Here is a 14,141-nt window from a genome sequence, read left to right as displayed (position 1 = left end):
TGAAGCCGCTCGACGTAACGACGTTCGAGGCCGGCATCGTGCGGCCCGTGCGGACGAGTGCACCGAAGCGCAGCTGGACATCGATGTTCGGCTGGATCGTTCTGATCGCCGTGCTGGGTCTGTCATGGCAGAGCGCGGACATGCGCCCGCTCGATCTGCTCGGCGCATCGGGCAACATGAGCCAGTTCGCGCGCGACTTCTTTCCGCCCGACTTCACGGAATGGCGCACGTACGTGCATGAAATGATCGTGACGCTCGCGGTCGCCGTGTGGGGCACGGCGCTCGCGCTCGTCTGCGCCGTGCCATGCGGGCTGCTATCGGCGCAGAACATCGCGTCCGTATGGATCTCGCAACCCGTGCGCCGCCTGATGGACGCGTGCCGCGCGATCAACGAAATGGTCTTCGCGATGTTGTTCATCGTCGCGGTCGGACTCGGGCCTTTCGCCGGCGTGCTCGCGTTGTGGGTTCATACAACAGGCGTGCTCGCGAAGCTCTTCGCCGAAGCGGTCGAAGCCGTCGATGCGCGGCCCGCCGAAGGCGTGCGCGCGACCGGCGCGAGCAGTCTCGATGAAATCGTCTACGGCGTGCTGCCGCAAGTGTTGCCGCTGTGGATTTCGTTCGCGCTGTATCGCTTCGAGTCGAACGTGCGCTCCGCGATGGTCGTCGGCATGGTCGGCGCGGGCGGTATCGGCGTCGTGCTGTATGAAGCGATCCGCTCGTTCAACTATGCGCAGACGTCGGCGGTGATGCTGATCGTCATCGCGATCGTGTCGATGATCGATCTCGCTTCGGGGTGGGTGCGCGAACGCGTGATTTGATTGCGCTTGCAACTATCGATGCCGAGCGCCTTATCAGGCGCTCGCGTCGTTTTCAGGCGTGGTTCGTACGCGCGAGCAGCGCGAGCAATTGCATGCCGGCGTCTGCGAGCATGCCCGAGTTGTCGATCTTCACGACGTGCGCGTGCGACGGCAGTTCGAAGGCCGGACGGCGCGCGAGACGCGCTTCGATCTGCCGGGCGTCTTCGCGTCCACGACGCGCGAGGCGCGCGGCAAGCACGGACGGCGCTGCATCGATATGCACGAAGCGCGCATGCGGATAACGTTCGAGCGCGAGTTCCGCATGCTGGCGCGAGCCGTTCACGACGACTGGCCTGCCGCGCGCGAGCCACGCATCCAGCTCGATGCCGATGCCATACCGCAGCCCGAGGCTTTCCCAATGCATCGCGAAGAGGCCGTATGACAGTCTCGAAGCGAATTCGTCATGCGAAAGGGCGATATGGTTCTCGCCGTCCGCGACCGCGCGCGTGATGTAGCGATGCGCGAACAGCACCTGTGCGCCGATGCGTTCGCGCGCGAAGCCGAGCAGCGAGTCCTTGCCCGCGCCTGACGGTCCCATCACGTAGATCAGTTTCGTGCTATCCACTTCGGTCATGCCACTTCCCGTGCGTTGTTGAACGGCAGGCGCTGCCATAGCGTGAACGGCGCGCCCGGCTGCGGCTCGATGAAAAGCGCCGCGCCGTGCACCGGCAGCGGGCCGAGCGTATCGATGCGCGCCTTCCATTCCGACATGATCGACGCGCGCGCGTTCGCATCGTCGAGGGAATCGGAAAGGGTCATATGGAAGCGATATTCGTCGAGGACATACGGATAACCCCATTCGCGCAGCAATTCGATCTGCCGTGCGCTCATGCCATCGACGATGCGCCGCTCGATGCTTTCCCGCGATGGCATCGTACGCAACGCGGAGAGCGCCTTCAGTGCGCTCGCGGCCAATGCTCGAAGGGTTGCGTCGTCGGCGGGCGCGGCGGGCCGTAGCGCGACGAAACGGCCCATTTCCGTGGGGCATACCGGCATCTCGAAGCGCGGCGTCGAACTGGCCCACGCACGCGCACATGCCAGCACGTCCGCGAGCTCGACACCCGGCGCCATATGAAACGGCGCGACGAGCGTCGCGTGCCAGCCGTAACGGCGCGGGGCGTGCGTCACGGCATGCGCGGGCGTCGCGGTTTCGCGGCCGCTCTCGGGATCGCGGCCGAGCCATTCGCAACCTTCGCGCCACCATGCGGAAGCGGCAGGCGGCGCGTAGTAGAGCGCCACGCGCGGATGAACGGCGGCGCTCATCGATCGTGCTCGACCATCAATTGCACGCGATCCGCCGCGAAATGCGTGATGCCGTATTTGATCGGCACGCCGTCCTCGTCGACATCGACGTTTTCGACCCACAGCACCGGCTGCTGACGATTGATCTGCAAGCGCCGCGCCACGTCCGACGAAGGCAGCACGCTGCCGATGCGGCTCCATTTGCGCATGTAATCCTTTACGCCGAACGTCTCCAGCGCGGCACTGATGCCGCCCGCCGCTTCGATGACCGCGGGCAGATCGTTGAAGCGCGCGGCTGGGTACCAGTTGCGCGCATACGTCATCGGAATGCCGTCGGAGTCGTGGCGCGTTTCGATCTGATAGACGAGCGTGCCGGCGCGCACGCCGAGCGCCTTCGATACGGTCGGATCGGCCTTCACGCGCTCCGAACTCAGCACGACGCCAGCCGACGTGTGCTTCTGGCGGCGCAGATTCTCGGTGAAGCGCGTGCGCCGGCCGATCTGATAATCGATCGCGCCCGGCTGCACGAACGTGCCGCGCCCCTGCTCGACGCTCACGAGACCCGTTGCGGCAAGCCGCAGCATCGCGCGGCGAACCGTATGACGGTTCACGTCGAAACGCTTGGCGAGTTCCGCCTCGCTCGGCAGGCGTCCTTCGTCGCCGAAGCTCTTCGCGGCAATCTCGGCGGCGAGTATCTGCTCGATCTGCCGCCAGACCGCGACCCCCGCGCCGCGCTCCACGGCAACGCCAGGCGCCGCATTTTCGTTGGATGTCATTGCGCTGTCATTCCTGTCGGTTTGAATGTCGTTCTCCCGGATTGTAGTGCGCAACTCGTGATGGAAATGTGAAAGCCTTACTACACGACCAAACGTCTAGACGACTAGACTAGACAACGAGTAGCATGACGATGATCCGATCCTTCCAGACAAAGGGAATGCGATGAGTACTTCAATGGAGCCGCGCGCAACGCGAGGCCGCCGCGAATGGATGGCGGTGCTTGCCCGCACGCCGCGCGAGGCGCTGCAACATGCGCTCGAAGCGGCGCTCGAAGGCGCGCGGGTGCCCGACTACGAGTGGCTGCGCGCGCCGGATATCGGGCTTGCGATGGTGCGCGGGCGCATCGGCGGCACGGGCGATGCGTTTAACCTCGGCGAAACGACCGTCACGCGCGCCACGCTTCGTCTCATCGCCGATGACGGCAGCGCGCCGGTCGGTGTCGCCGTGCACATGGGGCGCGACAAGGAACGCGCGACGCTCGCCGCGCTCGCGGACGCCCTCCTGCAGATGCCGCGCTTCGCCGACAAGTTGCAGACGCAACTCATCGAGCCGCTGGCTGCGCGCATCGCAGATGAACGACGCCGCAAAGAAGCCGAAGCGGCCGCGACGAAGGTCGAATTCTTCACGATGGTGAGAGGCGAATGATGCGAATCGACATGACCACGCTCGTGCCCGGCTTCAACGACACGGTGCACGACGCGCAACGCGTGTTCCGCGCATTGCTCGATGCGCTGTCGCGGCCCGGCAGCATCGTTGCGATCGATGCCGCGCTGCCGGACAACCATGCGATGCGCGATGGCCTCGCCGGGCGCGTGCCGCTCGCGGCGTTCGCGTCGCTGCTCGCGCTGACGGATTATTCGACGCCGGTTTTCATCGAGCGCGAAGACAACGTGCTTGGCGATGCGCTGCGCTTTCACGCGAGCGCGCGCTTGACGCGCGATCGCCGCGAGGCCGCATTCGTCTATATCGACGATGCGCGCGACATGCCTTCGCTCGATGCTTTCTCGCACGGCGAACCCGAATCTCCCGAGCATGCCGCGACGCTCTTTATCCATGTGCCGTCGCTGACCGAAGGTGAGCCGCTCGTGTGGAGCGGTCCAGGCATCGCGCAATCGCGCAGCGTCGCCATTGCGGGCCTGTCACGCGAGTTCTGGCGTCAGCGCGCGGCGCTCACGGCGCTCTTTCCTTGCGGCATCGATTGCTACTTCGTCGCGGGCGGCGCGCTCGTCGGCCTGCCGCGCACGACGCAAGTGGAGGTGAACTGATGTACGTCGCGGTCAAAGGTGGCGAACGCGCCATCGAACGTTCGTGGGACGTGCTCGCGAAGAAGCGTCGCGGCGATGTTTCCGTCCCCGAGTTGTCCGTCGCGCAGATTCGCGAGCAGATGCGTCTTGCCGTCGCGCGCGTGATGACGGAAGGCTCCGTCTACGATGAAGACCTGGCCGCGCTCGCGATCAAGCAGGCAGCCGGCGATCTCGTCGAAGCGATCTTTTTGCTGCGTGCGTATCGCACGACATTGCCGCGTTTCGGCTACACGCTGCCGATCGATACTGAAGCGATGTGTGTCGAGCGCCGCATCTCGGCGGCCTTCAAGGACATTCCCGGCGGACAGATGCTGGGCGGCACGTACGACTACACGCAACGCCTGCTCGATTTCACTTTGCTCGCCGAAGGCCAACAAGTTGCGAATGCAACTATCTCGGCGAAAGAGACGGACGCGAGCGCGATGCCGCGCGTGTTGTCGATGCTGGACAAGGAAGGCCTGATCGAGCAGGAACGCGCGCACGAGAACGCGCCCGAGCCGGGCGATCTTTCGCGCGAACCGCTGTCGTTTCCCGCCGATCGCTCGACGCGCCTGCAAAACCTCGCACGCGGCGACGAAGGCTTTCTGCTCGCGGTCGGCTATGCGACGCAGCGCGGCTACGCGCACAGCCATCCGTTTGCGGGCGAGATCCGTCATGGCGAAGTCGCGGTGGAAATGATGGTCGATGAACTGGGCTTTGCGGTCGAGATCGGCGATATCGACATCACCGAATGTCAGATGATCAATCAGTTCGCGGGCAGCGGCGATGTGCCGCCGACGTTCACGCAAGGCTATGGTCTCGCGTTTGGCCACTCTGAGCGCAAGGCGATGGCGATGGCGCTCGTGGATCGCGCGTTGCGTGCCGAAGAACTCGGCGAAGCCGTCGGTTCACCGACGCAGGATCCCGAGTTCGTGCTGTATCACAGCGATAACGTGGAAGCATCCGGTTTCGTGCAGCATCTGAAGTTGCCGCACTACGTCGATTTTCAATCCGAGCTGGAACTGCTGCGCCGTTTGCGCGCCGCGCACGGTTCGGACGACAACAAGGAGAATGCGGCATGAACGCACTCACCGAAGGCTATAACTTCGCGTACCTCGACGAGCAGACCAAGCGCATGATTCGCCGCGCGTTGCTCAAGGCGGTCGCGGTGCCGGGTTATCAGGTGCCGTTCGCATCGCGCGAAATGCCGCTGCCGTATGGATGGGGCACGGGCGGCCTGCAGGTCACGTCCGCGATCATCGGTGCAAGCGATACGCTGAAGGTCATCGATCAAGGCTCCGACGAAACGACGAACGCGGTGAACATTCGCCGCTTCTTCGCGCGCACCGCGGGCGTCGCGACCACCACGCGCACCGCCGATGCGAGCATCGTGCAGACGCGTCACCGCATTCCCGAGACGCCGCTCACGGACAAGCAGATCATCGTGTATCAGGTGCCGATGCCCGAGCCGCTGTTCCGCCTCGAACCGCGCGTGACCGAGTGCAAGAAGCTGCACGCGCTCGCGGACTATGGCCTCATCAACGTCAAATACTATGAGGATATCGTGCAGCACGGCAGCATCGCGACGACCTACGATTACCCGGTGCTCGTGAACGGCCGCTATCTGACGTCGCCTTCGCCGATCCCGAAGTTCGACAATCCGAAGATGCACATGAATCCCGCATTGCAGCTTTTCGGCGCGGGCCGCGAGCGGCGCATCTATGCCATTCCGCCATATACGAAAGTGAAGAGCCTCGATTTCGAGGATCATCCCTTCAGCGTGCAGAAGTGGGAGCACGCGTGCGCGCTGTGCGGCTCGCACGATAGCTTTCTCGACGAGATGATCGTCGACGATCAGGGCACGCGCATGTTCGTCTGCTCCGACAGCGATTACTGCCATAGCCGTCGCGACGACGAAGAGGTGACGCGATGAACGCACTCCTGAAAGCGACGCGCCTCACGAAGCGTTATGAAGGACGCGGCGGGTGCGTCGATGTCGATCTCGATGTTCATCCGGGCGAAGTGCTGTGCATCGTCGGCGAATCGGGATCGGGCAAATCGACGTTGCTGAATGCGCTCGCGTTGCGCAGCGACCTCGACGGCGGTGCGCTCACCTACACGACGCGCGAAGGCGAAGCGCTCGATCTGCTGACGCTCGCGGAGCCGCGCAAGCGTCTTTTGTCGCGCACCGAATGGGGCTTCGTGCATCAGAACGCGCGCGACGGATTGCGTCGCAACGTATCGGCGGGCGCGAACATCGGCGAGCCGCTGATGGCGATCGGCGCGCGTCACTATGGCCGTCTGCGCGAGACGGCCGCCGACTGGATGAGCCGCGTCGAACTCGATGCCGCGCGCATCGACGAATTGCCTTCGGCATTTTCGGGCGGCATGCAACAACGTCTGCAGATCGCGCGTAATCTGGTGACGGGACCGCGCCTCGTGTTCATGGACGAACCCACCGCCGGCCTCGACGTATCGGTGCAGGCGCGTCTGCTCGACTTGCTGCGCACGCTCACGAGCAAGCTGCATCTCGCGGCCGTGATCGTCACGCACGATATCGGCGTTGCGCGTCTGCTCGCGCATCGGCTGATGGTGATGAAGGACGGGCGCGTCGTCGAAAGCGGGCTGACGGATCAGGTGCTCGACGATCCGCAACATCCTTATACGCAGACGCTCGTCGCGTCCGTGCTGCCTGTTTGAGGTTCGACCGATGACACACGATTCCTTCATCACCAACGACAAGCTGATGCTGCGCGCAATCGGCATCGAAAAGACTTTCACACTGCATCAGCAGGGCGGCGCGCGTATCGCCGCGCTGTCGGGCGTATCGCTCGATGTGGAACGCGGCGAATGCGTCGTGCTCGCGGGCGCGTCGGGCGCGGGCAAGAGCACGTTCCTGCGCTGCATGTACGGCAACTATCTCGCGACGCGCGGCACGATCGCGATTCGCGACGACAGCAAGCCCTCGCGTCATACGATGCTGACCGACGCCGCGCCGCACGAGATCATCCGGCTGCGCAACACGACGATGGGTTACGTGAGCCAGTTCCTGCGCGCGATTCCGCGTGTGTCGTCGCTCGATCTCGTCGCGGAGCCGCTCGTGTCGCGCGGCGTCGATGAAGACGAAGCACGTAAGCGTGCGAGCGCGTTGCTCGAACGCCTCAACGTGCCGCGCCGTTTGTGGACGCTCGCGCCCGCGACGTTCTCGGGCGGCGAGCAGCAGCGCGTGAACATCGCGCGCGGACTGATCGCGGCGCATCCGCTGTTGTTGCTCGATGAACCCACTGCGTCGCTCGATGCCGAAAACCGCGACGTGGTCGCCAGTCTGATCGTCGAGGCGCGCGAGCAGGGCGCGGCGATCGTCGGCATCTTTCACGACGAAGACACGCGCGAGCGCGTCGCGACCCGCATCGTGCGGCTCGCATCGAGCGCGGCCATCGCTCATCAAACCGATTCCGGAGTGTTGCAGACATGCTGATAACAAATGCGCGCATCGTGACGCGCGACGAGGATTTCGTGGGCACCTTGCGCGTCGAGGACGGATGCATCGCCGACATTGCGCCGGGCAATACGGCGGCGCGCGAGGCGCACGACTGGGACGGGGATTATCTGTTGCCCGGCTTCGTCGAGCTGCATACGGACAACATCGAGAAGCATCTCGCGCCGCGCCCCGGCGTGCTGTGGAATCACGAAGCGGCGATCATCGTGCATGACGCGCAAGTGGCGTCGGCGGGCATCACGACCGTGTTCGATGCGCTCGGCGTCGGTTCGCGTCCCGAAGACGGCGTGCGCGGCCGCGAGCTTCAGGTGCAATGCGCGAAGTCGATCGGCAAGTTCGTCGCGCGCGATCTCTTGCGCGCCGATCACTTCCTGCATCTGCGATGCGAAGTCGGCACGACGGATGTCGTCGAAGTGTTCGACCTGCTTTCGTCCGATCCGCTTTTCCGGCTTGCATCCGTGATGGATCACACGCCCGGCCAGCGTCAGTGGCAGGATCACGAGAAGTGGCGCAAGTATCAGGAACGTCATGGCAAATGGAGCGACGAGCACGCGAAGAAAATCCTCGCCGAACTCGCGGATCATCAGGCGCGTTACGCGGCGAAACATCGCGCGGAACTCGTCGCGCGCTGCAAGAGCCTGAACATCTCGCTTGCGAGCCACGACGACACGCTCGTCGAGCATGTCGAGGAAGCGGCGCGCGACGGCATCGCGCTCGCCGAATTCCCGACGACGCTCGAAGCGGCGCGCGCCGCGCGCGAACACGGCATCGCGACGATCATGGGCGCGCCGAACGTCGTGCGCGGCGGCTCGCATTCGGGCAACGTGTCGGCGCTCGAACTGGCGCACGAAGGGCTGCTCGATATTCTGTCGTCGGATTACGTGCCGTCGAGTCTGCTGATCGCGGTGTTCGATCTCGTCGCCAAGGCGGGCTGGTCGCTGCCGCGCGCCGTCGCGACCGTTTCGTGGGCGCCCGCGCACGCGGCGGGTCTCGCGGACCGCGGCGCGATCGCCACGGGCCTGCGCGCGGACTTCGTGCGCGTCGCCTCGGTGGACGGCCTGCAGGTGCCGCGCGAAACGTATCGCGCGGGGCGGCGCGTCTCCTGACTGTCCGCAGATTCGCTGCCTTTTGACAGCCACACGTCAGCGCTTCGTCATACGCGGGAAAGCCCGCGTTGACGAAGCGCAAACTTCTTCAGTACCCTCACTCGCGAGTTCGCTATGTGAATCGGTGTTCGTCTAACGAACTTTTCTCCGATTTCCATGCGGTTTGACCGGGGTTCGCTGCTCGCACGACAACAACAAGAACGGCGGCGGGAAGCGGTTTCAGTTCCGGGACGCGGCCTTGCGAGGCGCGCGCCCATCACCGAAAAGGGAATGAAGTGAGTAGAAGTCCTGCCGTGAACGTACAGACGTTCATCAACGAGCATCCGTTCTCGCCGTTTCAGTGGCTCATCTTCGTGATGTGCTTCGTGATCGTGCTGCTGGACGGTTTCGATACCGCCGCGATCGGCTTTATCGCGCCGTCGCTCGTCGCCGAATGGCATATCAGCCGTCCGGCGCTCGCGCCCGTCTTGAGCGCCGCGCTGTTCGGCCTCGCCGCGGGCGCGCTGTTGTCCGGGCCGCTGTCCGACAAGCTCGGCCGCCGCGCGATGTTGCTTTCGTCGGTGCTGATCTTCGGCGTCGCGTGTCTCGCGTCGGCGTTCTCGGCCGACCTCACGCAATTGACGACGCTGCGCTTCATCACCGGCCTGGGGCTGGGCGCCGCGATGCCGAACGCCGTCACGATGATGAGCGAGTTCTGTCCGGACAGCCGCCGCGCGACGCTCATCAATCTGATGTTCTGCGGCTTTCCGCTCGGCGCGGCGTTCGGCGGCTTTCTCGCCGCGTGGATGATTCCGCAGTTCGGCTGGCGCAGCGTGCTGATGCTCGGCGGCATCGCGCCGCTCGTGCTGTCGGTGCTGTTGATCGTCACGTTGCCGGAATCGGTGCGCTACATGGTGGCGAAGTCGAAGCCCGTCGAGAAGATTCGCGCGACGCTCGCCCGCATTTCGTCCGACGCGATGAACGCCGGCTCGTTCTTCATGACCGAGGCCGCGCCCGCCGCGACGGGACAGAGCGGCATCAGCGTGGTGCTGTCGCGCTCGTATCTCGTCGGCTCGATCATGCTGTGGCTCACGTATTTCATGGGCCTCGTGATCTTCTACGCGTCGATCAACTGGATGCCGATTCTGCTGAAGGAGTCGGGCCTGCCGCCGCAAAAGGCGACGCTCATTTCCGCATTGTTCCCGCTCGGCGGCGTCGGCGCGGTGCTGTGCGGCGTGCTAATGGACAAGTTCAACGCGAACCGCATCATCGCGGCGTGCTACGCGCTGACCGCCGTGAGCGTGTATCTGATCGGCCAGGCGGCGGGCAATGTCGGCATGCTCGTGCTCGTCGTGTTTGTCGCGGGCGTGCTGATGAACACCGCGCAATCGTCGATGCCCGCGCTCGCCGCGGCGTTCTATCCGACGCAAGGGCGCGGAACGGGCGTCGCGTGGATGCTCGGCATCGGGCGCTTCGGCGGCATCGCGGGATCGTTCCTCGTCGCCGAGCTGACGCGTCTGCATTTCACGTTCGGCGGCATCTTCGCGACGATCGCGGTGGCGGGCATCGTTTCGGCGGTCGCGCTGCTCATCAAGCAGGCCGCGCATCCGCAAACGGCGATGGCGAGCGACCTGAAATCGACAGAGCCGGTCGGGCACTGAAGCAGCATGGACCGACGCCCCGCATGACTTCGGTCATGCGGGGCGTTTTGCTTTGTGCGCCGCGTTCCGCGCCTCAAGATTCGACGCGCCTTGCCGTTAAATTGCACGCAGCTTTCGATAACGACGCGGCGTCGCACCCGCTCACGCAAACGTAAAATCGCCCGCGATCGGAAGCCGCAAAGCGAGCGCCTGCCCCGGCGCGTCCATCGGCTATTACAACCAGATCGTGAAAAAACTTTCTTTCAAGACCAAGCTCATGAGCATCGTGGGCTTCGTATGGCTCAGTCTGATTCTTCTGTGCGCGCTCAACGCGATCTCCACGAAACATTCGCTGATGAACAACCGCGAAGGCGCGCTCGCCGAACAGGTTCAGTCGGCGGCGAGCGTCGTCAGGTTCTATGTGAAGCAGGCGCAAAGCGGCGCGCTGCCCGAAGACGAAGCGAAGAAACGCGCGATCGCGAGCGTGCGCGCGATCCGCTACGGCACGAGCGGCTATGTCGGCATCATCGATTCGAAGATGTGGCAGGTGCTCGATCCGCCGCGTCCGCACTCCGAGGGCAAGATCAACGATTTCGTCGATAGCACGGGCAAGCACTTCACCGCTGAGATCGTCAAGCACGGTCTCGACGGCTCGCATATCACGACGTATTCGTATCCGAAACCGGGCGAGCAGGAACCGCTGCCCAAGGTCACGTACGGTGATTACGTGCAGGAATGGGACTGGCACGTCTACACGGGCGCGTGGATCGACGACATCGATCGCGCCTTCCATGCCATCGTGCTCAAGTCGCTCCTGCTGATCGGCGTGATCGGCGCGGCGCTGACGGTCGCGATGACGCTCATCATCCGCGGCGTGCTGAAGAGCATCGGCGGCGACCCGCGCGATGCGGCCGTCGTCTGCCAGCGCATCGCGGCCGGCGATCTCGCGCAGACCGTGCAAGTGCAGCGCGGCGACGATTCGAGCCTCATGCATTCGATGCACACGATGCAATCGCGCCTCACGCAGACGATCGCGCAGATCAAGCTCGTCGCGGACGGCATCACGGCGGCGTCGCGCGAAATCGCGGACGGCCATCACGATCTTTCGTCGCGCACGGAAGAGCAGGCCGCGTCGCTCGCGCAAACGGCGTCGAGCATGGAAGAGCTCACGTCGACCGTGCGTCTGAACTCCGATAACGCCGGCGAAGCGTGCCAGCTCGCGGCGAGCGCATCGTCGACGGTGGAAAGCGGCAGCGGCGTCGTGCTCGGCGTCGTCGCGACGATGGACAAGATCGCGGGCAGCTCGGAGAAGATCGTCGACATCATCGGCGTGATCGAAGGCATCGCGTTTCAGACCAACATCCTCGCGTTGAACGCGGCCGTCGAAGCGGCGCGTGCGGGCGAGCACGGGCGCGGCTTCGCGGTGGTCGCATCGGAAGTGCGGGCGCTCGCGCAGCGCTGCGCGGCGGCCGCGAAGGATGTGAAGACGCTCATCGACGAATCGGTGACGAACGTCACGGCGGGGCAAGACCTCGCGCAGCAATCCGGCGACACGATGAAGCAGATTCTCACGTCCGTTTCGCGCGTGACCGACATCATGAACGAGATCTCGTCGGCGTCGACGCAGCAGACGCAGGGCATCGAGCAGGTCGGCGTCGCGATCGTGCAGATGGACGCGGTCACGCAGCAGAACGCCGCGCTCGTCGAACAGGCGACGGCCGCCGCCGCCGCGCTCGCGACGCAGGCCGAAGAGCTGAAGCGCGCCATCGCGGTCTTCAAAACCTGACACGAAGACGCGAAGACGTTGGCGAATCGTCAGACCGTGGCATGTCGCGTGCTGACTCCTGACGTGCGAACGGCCGCTCGCGTGAAGCGCGGCGGCCAGCAGGCAGAACAAGCCGTGAGCATCGCATTTCGCAACCGCCAACAGGAGTCTTCGATATGAAACGTTTCGCCCTTTCCGCCGCTGCCGGCGCTTTCGCGCTGGTGTGCGCGTCCGCTTTCGCGCAGGACAATCCGCCGAGCTCGAACACGGGCCTGCAGGCCGGCGACAACGCGCAGACCACGACGCAGCCCGCGCAGCCGAACGCGCACGCGCATAAATCGACGCATTCGAAGAAGACGCACAAGAGCACGATGAACTCGGGTCCGTCCACGCAACCGGGCGGCACCGCGACGCCGAGCGGTCCGGGCGCCCCGGTCAGCGCGAGCGGCTCCGGCCAGTAAAGCGCGCTGCAATGACGAACGGGACGCCGCGCGGCGTCCCGTTTTTTATTTCGCGAAGAGCGACGACATATCGGCGAACGCTTTGATCTCGACGGCATTGCCCGACGGATCGAGGAAGAACATCGTCGCCTGTTCGCCGACTTCGCCCTTGAAGCGCACATGCGGCTCGATGATGAAGCGCGTGCCCGCCGCGCGCAGCTTGTCGGCGAGCTCGTTCCACTGCGGTATGGACAGCACCACGCCGAAGTGGCGCACCGGCACGGCGTCGCCATCGACCGCGCTCGTCGTGCGATGTCCGCATTCCTCCGGCGCGAGATGCGCGACGATCTGATGGCCGTAGAAATCGAAATCCACCCATGCGTCGGAGCTGCGGCCTTCCGGGCAGCCGAGCAGTTCGCCGTAGAACTCGCGCGCGGCCGCGAGGCTATGAACGGGAAACGCGAGATGGAACGGCGGCATGGCGTGCTGGGTCGTGCTCATGGAGTTGAGTCCTTCAATCGACGTTCATGGGAACTGGAACCAAAGTTTATTAATAAATATTTGTGTTGAAAAACGATATATTTCTGGAGTCAGCCCAAATATTTTCGATGAATCGACATGCTGCGCGAACTCCGGACTTTCATCGCGGTGGCGCGCCACGGCACTTTCGCGGGCGCAGGCGCGCAGATCGGCCTCACGCAATCGGCCGTGAGCGCGCAGATGCAGCGCCTCGAAGCGCATCTCGGCGCGAAGCTGTTCGACAGGACGGGCCGCTCCGCGACGCTCAACAATGCCGGCAAGCGCACGCTCGAACTCGCCGATGAACTGATCGCGCTGTACGCGCGCCTCGCTGAGCCGGAAGGCGAGGACGGGCGCGGCGGCTCGCTTTCGGTGGGCGCGATCGCGTCGGCGCATGCGGCGCTTTTGCCCGATGCCATCGGCGCGTTCCGGCGCATGCTGCCGGCGTGGCGCATCCGGCTCGTGCCGGGCGTGTCGCTCAATCTGCTCGCAAGCGTCGATGCAGGCGAGATGGACATGGCCGTGATGATCCGCCCGCCGTTTTCGCTGCCCGCGGAGCTGCAATGGCGCACGCTCGCCGTCGAGCCGTTCGTGCTGCTCGTACCTGCCGCGAAGAAGGGCGCCGACTGGCGCGCGCTGATCGAATCGGAGCCGTTCATCCGATACGACCGGCGCTCGTTCGGCGGCCGGCAAGTCGACATGTTTCTGACGAAGCGCCGCATCGCCGTGCGCGATTCGATCGAGGTCGACGAGCTACCGGGCATCGCGCAACTGGTGGCGCGCGGGCTGGGCGTGGCGCTCGTGCCGGTATCGGACGGCATCGGCGCGTGGCCGCGCGGCGCGGTCGCGCTCGATCTCGGCGGCGACACGTTTCATCGCGAGATCGGGCTTGTGGAGCGCGCGCGGCGCGTGCGCGCGGACGAGCCGGATGCGGCGGCGCGCCTCGCGGGCTGCATCGTCGAAGCGGCGCAGCGCGGCGGGCCGATTGCGGCCGTCAAACGCGCGCGCAGGCGCAACGCGTCCTAGAATGCGTG

16 protein-coding genes are annotated in these 14,141 nt (G+C 64.9%); 12 read left to right on the top strand and 4 right to left on the bottom strand.

Annotated features, from left to right (window positions below; translation table 11 throughout):
• Window positions 1–83: 83 nt before the first annotated feature.
• Window positions 84–818, top strand: a complete 735-nt coding sequence (phnE, locus tag NCS03_RS19605; RefSeq protein WP_250529630.1) for a phosphonate ABC transporter, permease protein PhnE — start codon at window positions 84–86, stop codon at window positions 816–818.
• A gap of 52 nt (window positions 819–870) precedes the next feature.
• On the opposite strand, the gene phnN is transcribed toward phnE, so the two are convergent.
• From phnN to phnF, 3 genes are read right to left on the bottom strand one after another with little or no spacing between them, the layout of a single operon-like run.
• Window positions 871–1,431, bottom strand: coding sequence for a phosphonate metabolism protein/1,5-bisphosphokinase (PRPP-forming) PhnN (gene phnN, locus NCS03_RS19600; RefSeq protein ID WP_008354378.1), 561 nt, complete (start codon window positions 1,429–1,431; stop codon window positions 871–873).
• On the bottom strand, window positions 1,428–2,120 hold the full coding sequence (locus tag NCS03_RS19595; protein WP_250529619.1) for a DUF1045 domain-containing protein: 693 nt from the start codon (window positions 2,118–2,120) through the stop codon (window positions 1,428–1,430). Before NCS03_RS19595 ends, phnN begins: the two co-directional genes overlap by 4 nt.
• Window positions 2,117–2,875, bottom strand: a complete 759-nt coding sequence (phnF, locus tag NCS03_RS19590; protein ID WP_175982854.1) for a phosphonate metabolism transcriptional regulator PhnF — start codon at window positions 2,873–2,875, stop codon at window positions 2,117–2,119. The genes NCS03_RS19595 and phnF overlap by 4 nt, the downstream gene beginning before the upstream one ends.
• A 163-nt stretch (window positions 2,876–3,038) precedes the next feature.
• Between phnF and phnG the strand changes: the two genes are divergently transcribed.
• The 10 genes from phnG to NCS03_RS19535 all read left to right on the top strand — a co-directional run bounded on the left by phnG (window position 3,039) and on the right by NCS03_RS19535 (window position 12,609).
• Window positions 3,039–3,521, top strand: coding sequence for a phosphonate C-P lyase system protein PhnG (phnG, locus tag NCS03_RS19585; RefSeq protein WP_034473491.1), 483 nt, complete (start codon window positions 3,039–3,041; stop codon window positions 3,519–3,521).
• Entirely contained in the window at window positions 3,518–4,141 is a 624-nt protein-coding gene (phnH, locus tag NCS03_RS19580; RefSeq protein ID WP_175982855.1) for a phosphonate C-P lyase system protein PhnH, read from the top strand. The genes phnG and phnH overlap by 4 nt, the downstream gene beginning before the upstream one ends.
• Window positions 4,141–5,241: a carbon-phosphorus lyase complex subunit gene (locus NCS03_RS19575; protein WP_250529618.1), complete on the top strand. Its 1,101-nt coding sequence runs from the start codon at window positions 4,141–4,143 to the stop codon at window positions 5,239–5,241. Before phnH ends, NCS03_RS19575 begins: the two co-directional genes overlap by 1 nt.
• On the top strand, window positions 5,238–6,092 hold the full coding sequence (locus tag NCS03_RS19570; RefSeq protein ID WP_250459715.1) for an alpha-D-ribose 1-methylphosphonate 5-phosphate C-P-lyase PhnJ: 855 nt from the start codon (window positions 5,238–5,240) through the stop codon (window positions 6,090–6,092). The genes NCS03_RS19575 and NCS03_RS19570 overlap by 4 nt, the downstream gene beginning before the upstream one ends.
• Window positions 6,089–6,859, top strand: a complete 771-nt coding sequence (phnK, locus tag NCS03_RS19565) for a phosphonate C-P lyase system protein PhnK (protein WP_250521815.1) — start codon at window positions 6,089–6,091, stop codon at window positions 6,857–6,859. Before NCS03_RS19570 ends, phnK begins: the two co-directional genes overlap by 4 nt.
• A 10-nt stretch (window positions 6,860–6,869) precedes the next feature.
• A complete protein-coding gene (gene phnL, locus NCS03_RS19560) occupies window positions 6,870–7,637 on the top strand; it encodes a phosphonate C-P lyase system protein PhnL (RefSeq protein ID WP_250521814.1) in 768 nt (255 codons plus the stop codon).
• Window positions 7,631–8,764: an alpha-D-ribose 1-methylphosphonate 5-triphosphate diphosphatase gene (locus tag NCS03_RS19555; RefSeq protein ID WP_250529617.1), complete on the top strand. Its 1,134-nt coding sequence runs from the start codon at window positions 7,631–7,633 to the stop codon at window positions 8,762–8,764. The genes phnL and NCS03_RS19555 overlap by 7 nt, the downstream gene beginning before the upstream one ends.
• Before the next feature lie 275 nt (window positions 8,765–9,039).
• A complete protein-coding gene (locus NCS03_RS19550) occupies window positions 9,040–10,404 on the top strand; it encodes an MFS transporter (RefSeq protein WP_250436130.1) in 1,365 nt (454 codons plus the stop codon).
• A gap of 226 nt (window positions 10,405–10,630) precedes the next feature.
• Window positions 10,631–12,169 carry a methyl-accepting chemotaxis protein gene (locus NCS03_RS31170; RefSeq protein WP_350029363.1) on the top strand — a complete coding sequence of 513 codons (1,539 nt, stop codon included), beginning with the start codon at window positions 10,631–10,633 and terminating at the stop codon, window positions 12,167–12,169.
• A 155-nt stretch (window positions 12,170–12,324) separates the two neighbouring features.
• Window positions 12,325–12,609, top strand: a complete 285-nt coding sequence (locus tag NCS03_RS19535) for a hypothetical protein (protein WP_008354392.1) — start codon at window positions 12,325–12,327, stop codon at window positions 12,607–12,609.
• Between the two features lie 45 nt (window positions 12,610–12,654).
• Here NCS03_RS19535 and NCS03_RS19530 read toward each other — a convergent pair whose 3' ends face one another.
• Window positions 12,655–13,089 (bottom strand): VOC family protein, encoded by a 435-nt coding sequence (locus NCS03_RS19530; RefSeq protein WP_008354393.1) that lies wholly within the window; start codon window positions 13,087–13,089, stop codon window positions 12,655–12,657.
• Between the two features lie 117 nt (window positions 13,090–13,206).
• On the opposite strand from NCS03_RS19530, the gene NCS03_RS19525 reads away from it, so the two are divergent.
• Window positions 13,207–14,133 carry a LysR family transcriptional regulator gene (locus NCS03_RS19525; protein ID WP_250529616.1) on the top strand — a complete coding sequence of 309 codons (927 nt, stop codon included), beginning with the start codon at window positions 13,207–13,209 and terminating at the stop codon, window positions 14,131–14,133.
• Window positions 14,134–14,141 lie beyond the last annotated feature (8 nt).

The organism is Caballeronia sp. ATUFL_F1_KS4A (genome assembly GCF_023630905.1).
In the GTDB taxonomy this organism is placed as follows: Bacteria; Pseudomonadota; Gammaproteobacteria; order Burkholderiales; family Burkholderiaceae; genus Caballeronia; species Caballeronia zhejiangensis.
Note: the sequence above shows the minus strand (reverse complement) of the source record. Positions and strands in the feature narration are given on the sequence as shown.